This window comes from Tissierella sp. (assembly GCF_052089545.1).
Lineage (GTDB): Bacteria > Bacillota > Clostridia > Tissierellales > Tissierellaceae > Tissierella_A.
In genome coordinates this window covers 1-3,589 of sequence record NZ_JBQDAA010000223.1, presented here as the reverse complement: position 1 = coordinate 3,589, position 3,589 = coordinate 1, and the positions used below count along the sequence as shown (strand labels likewise).

The window sequence follows — 3,589 nt, the reverse complement described above, 5'->3', positions numbered from 1 at the left end:
AGAAGCCGGATAATGTTCCTGTACAAGAAGATAGTAGTAAAGATTTAGATGTACTCAATCATCTAAAGCAATTTATAAAAGTCAGAAATAAGAAGCCAGCTAATGTTTACTTAGGACTAGTGCATCGGCTTGATAGACCTGTCGGGGGTGCGATGGTATTTGCCAAGACATCAAAAGCGGGATCCAGATTATCTAATACATTAAGAAAACATGACTTGAAAAGATATTATCTGGCCGTAGTAATGGGGAAGTTACCTAGGATGAAGGGGACATTGACACATTACCTCTGGAAGAATCGTAAAACGAATCAAGTTTACACTGTTGATAAAAATCATAACCAGGCTAAAAAGGCTTACTTAAGTTATGAAGTTCTAGCTTATCAGCACGGTATGTCATTAGTACGAGTTCAATTGCATACTGGCCGATCACATCAGATTCGGGTACAGTTTCAAGCAATTGGCTCACCTTTATATGGTGATCAAAAATATGGAGATCATCGAATAAAGCCTCACAGCCAAATTGCATTATGGGTAACATTAATATTGTGAGATTGACTACATTTCAATTATAATACCCTGCGTATCAAGTAATTGGTGCGTACTCCACTTTAATTGCTAAGAATACCTAAAGCCTTATGACCAAAGCGGAATTTTAAAAAATAAACGTCAAGGTGCGAAAGCAGAAAAAATAATAAGGATAATCTAAGCTGAAATAAAAACTACTTATTATAGGACAGTATGTAAATAAGTAGCGCTAAGGATAAATTAAAATGGTTGTTTAGCAGCGAAAACTCTAAGTTCATGAATGAATATGAGGGACGTTCAACGACTATCTCCTTGAGGGAGAGTAAAGCCGCAAGCAAATGGCGGAAGAAAAATGTGGCTACCCATGTGGTAGAAGAAATAGTCTGCGCTATATGGAAACATATAGAAGTCTACTCGCAAGAGAAAGACTGTATTAAAGGTTGCGCTTTAATATGAACACGAAAAAATCAAATAATATAAAATCGATTTATAGTATGAATCCTCTCTGATAAAATATACAGAAGGGAATTTAAAATATAGAATTATTGTCTATTGGAAAGTTTGCAAAAAAACAGGGATAACTCCCTATATTTTAAGACGGATGCAGCAAAATGGCGAGTTGATTCCCCATCATATAACTAATGCAGGAACTCGCTATTATTCCTCGGAGCAATTAAAAGATTATCTACCTGAGACTATCAATAACGATGGTAAACTTATTATTGGTTATTGTAGAGTTAGCACTTCGACACAAATGGCTGAATTAAGGTCGCAAGTTAAGCTTGTTGAAGAATATATGCAAGCTCATGATTATACTTTTGAGATCTTTTCAGAAATTGGTGGCGAACTTAATTATCAGCGAAAAAGCTTATTAAATCTCTTGAAAATGATTAACCAGCAAGAAATCAGCAAGATTGTCACTTTGAATAAAAGTCGCTTCATGCGAAATGGTTTCGAATTATTTGAGTATCAATGTCAATTGAATAAAATCGACATTGAGTTGATTGATGATTCAAAAGAAACCAGGATTTATAGTCTTTTATCGCGTAATCCTTTAAACAATAATTCTTATTTAGAACTATGATTTTAAAACTACATTTGGACATATAATTCCTATCGGCTTATGAAATGGAAATTCCACATCCTACGTTACAAGAATTGATAAAAATTCAATCTAATCCACCACAATTAGAACCATGGACAACATTTAATTTGTCCCAATGATAAAGCGCTACTTACCCCTCATTAGGGTAAGTAGCGCTTTATTTATTTCGAATATTGTTTAGTCAATAGATAATGTTACCTGAGTAGCTTTATTGGTGGAAAACCTTTTATTTCGAGAGACAAAAGACTCTATACCACCTAAACGAATTCTAAAACGATCGTCTTTGTTTAATAAGATTTGCTCTGCCCAATATAAATTATGGTCTACTACGAAAGAGGGCACACCAAAGTTCGAATGTTGCGTTAAAACTGAATTGAATTCAGAACGGTGTTGATTTAAATTAATTAAACCTTCTCGGAATGATTCGGCGGTTCCACTTGAATCTTGATTCATAATAGTTGGATTGGCACAAGCGTCACCGAGAATTACAGTCTTAAGTTCAGGCATAAGAAACCCCATAATCCCTGAAGTATGACTTGGTAAGTGTATGGGAATGATAGTGACTCCCATAAGTTAAACACATCGTATTCTTTATAAGAATGATAATTTATTTCTTTTTGAGCAATAAAGTGCTCCGATGTGAAAGATAAGCCTTGCTTTCGCATGATCTAGATGACCTTGTGTGCAGATGACATCATAGGGCATATCAAGTAAGTTATCAACAACTTGCCTCAAATCCCCATATCTAAAACCAGTATTAATCAAAACGACTCTGTCACGCCCATTGACAACATAAGCACAGACGTTAGGCATTTTAATACGGATTATGGCGTCGTTAATTTGTTCGCTTTCAAATAACTTTATAATGCACTCCTTTACTTGATTAGTTGAACTCTATAATAATCTTGGATTAAATAGAAGTAAATCAGAAAATAATGGATCAAATTCTTTTATAAAAGCTGAAAATGTGCGAAAATGTAATTAGTAAAGGGCATGCTACGTAATAAATATCTAATCTAATAAGGACGTGAATCATTTGTTAATACATCAGCCTAAATTATGGAGTGTAATGCTCCGTTTATTGTTAACCGCGGTTGGTCAATTTAGCTTAATTTATTTATGGATGTTGATTCCAGGTCAAGAGGCCATTGCTTATTTCTTACTCTTAATTTTAATGTCAGCCCCCGTGGGAACAATAATTAATCTCATGTTAAAGAAATGGATTTTTCAGTTAATGAATGATTCAGATTCATTTGCTTTAAAAATAGCGTACCCCTTTATAATTATTATTGGTCTATTTATCACTGTTATTGTCATAACAAACTTGAACATTTTTGATTTATTCTTTCTTTTGATTTTTGTCTTTGTATTGTCGCTACCCTTATTATTACTTGAAATGCTATTCTATATAATAAGAAATTGGACTCAATTAAAAGAGTAGATAGAGTCAGTATGTTAATAAAACGATCTCTTATTACTGATGTAAAGATTGCAACAACTTGAGGAGTGAAAAAGGAACTGAAAACTGTCTGGGAAAAGAATTAAAGGATACAGATTAGTTTTTGTAATGAAATTTAAGTTCTAATTGACAAAAATAAAAAGATATTATATTATAATATCATTAAAATAAACACATTGAAGTGAAAAGTAAACTAATTTAACTATAAAGAGAGCTCTTAGATGGTGGGAATGAGTAAGTGGAAATTAGTTGAAAATGGTCACAGAGTGGTCTTTCTGAATGCTAACGCAATAAGAAAGAACGGACGCATCCGTTAAACGTGCTTCAGTATACGTTATATCAATGAAAACGTGTATTGAATAAGGTTATTTCAGCGATGAAATAATAAATTAAGGTGGTAACACGAAGTAAACTCTCGTCCTTTTCGGATGGGGGTTTTATTTTGTTATGATGAATTGTAAAATTAAGTGCGACAAATAAAGAAACCCATAACAGGTTCGT

Annotated in this window: 3 protein-coding genes and 1 other annotated feature; of the genes, 2 read left to right on the top strand and 1 reads right to left on the bottom strand. The window is 33.3% G+C overall.

Annotated features, from left to right (window positions below):
• On the top strand, positions 1-548 hold a 548-nt coding region (locus ACTHW2_RS11915; protein ID WP_442264132.1), incomplete at its 5' end, for an RluA family pseudouridine synthase.
• 481 nt (positions 549-1,029) lie between these two features.
• Positions 1,030-1,608, top strand: a complete 579-nt coding sequence (locus ACTHW2_RS11910; RefSeq protein ID WP_442264133.1) for an IS607 family transposase — start codon at positions 1,030-1,032, stop codon at positions 1,606-1,608.
• 198 nt (positions 1,609-1,806) lie between these two features.
• Here ACTHW2_RS11910 and ACTHW2_RS11905 read toward each other — a convergent pair whose 3' ends face one another.
• On the bottom strand, positions 1,807-2,136 hold the full coding sequence (locus tag ACTHW2_RS11905; RefSeq protein WP_407090958.1) for a hypothetical protein: 330 nt from the start codon (positions 2,134-2,136) through the stop codon (positions 1,807-1,809).
• Positions 2,137-3,255: 1,119 nt separating this feature from the next.
• Positions 3,256-3,514: a binding site (T-box leader), on the top strand.
• Positions 3,515-3,589: the final 75 nt, after the last annotated feature.

What these genes read in the sequence shown, in the direction of transcription:
- ACTHW2_RS11905 (WP_407090958.1), bottom strand. Translation starts at nt 2,136, where the DNA reads ATGCCTGAACTTAAGACTGTAATTCTCGGTGACGCTTGTGCCAATCCA.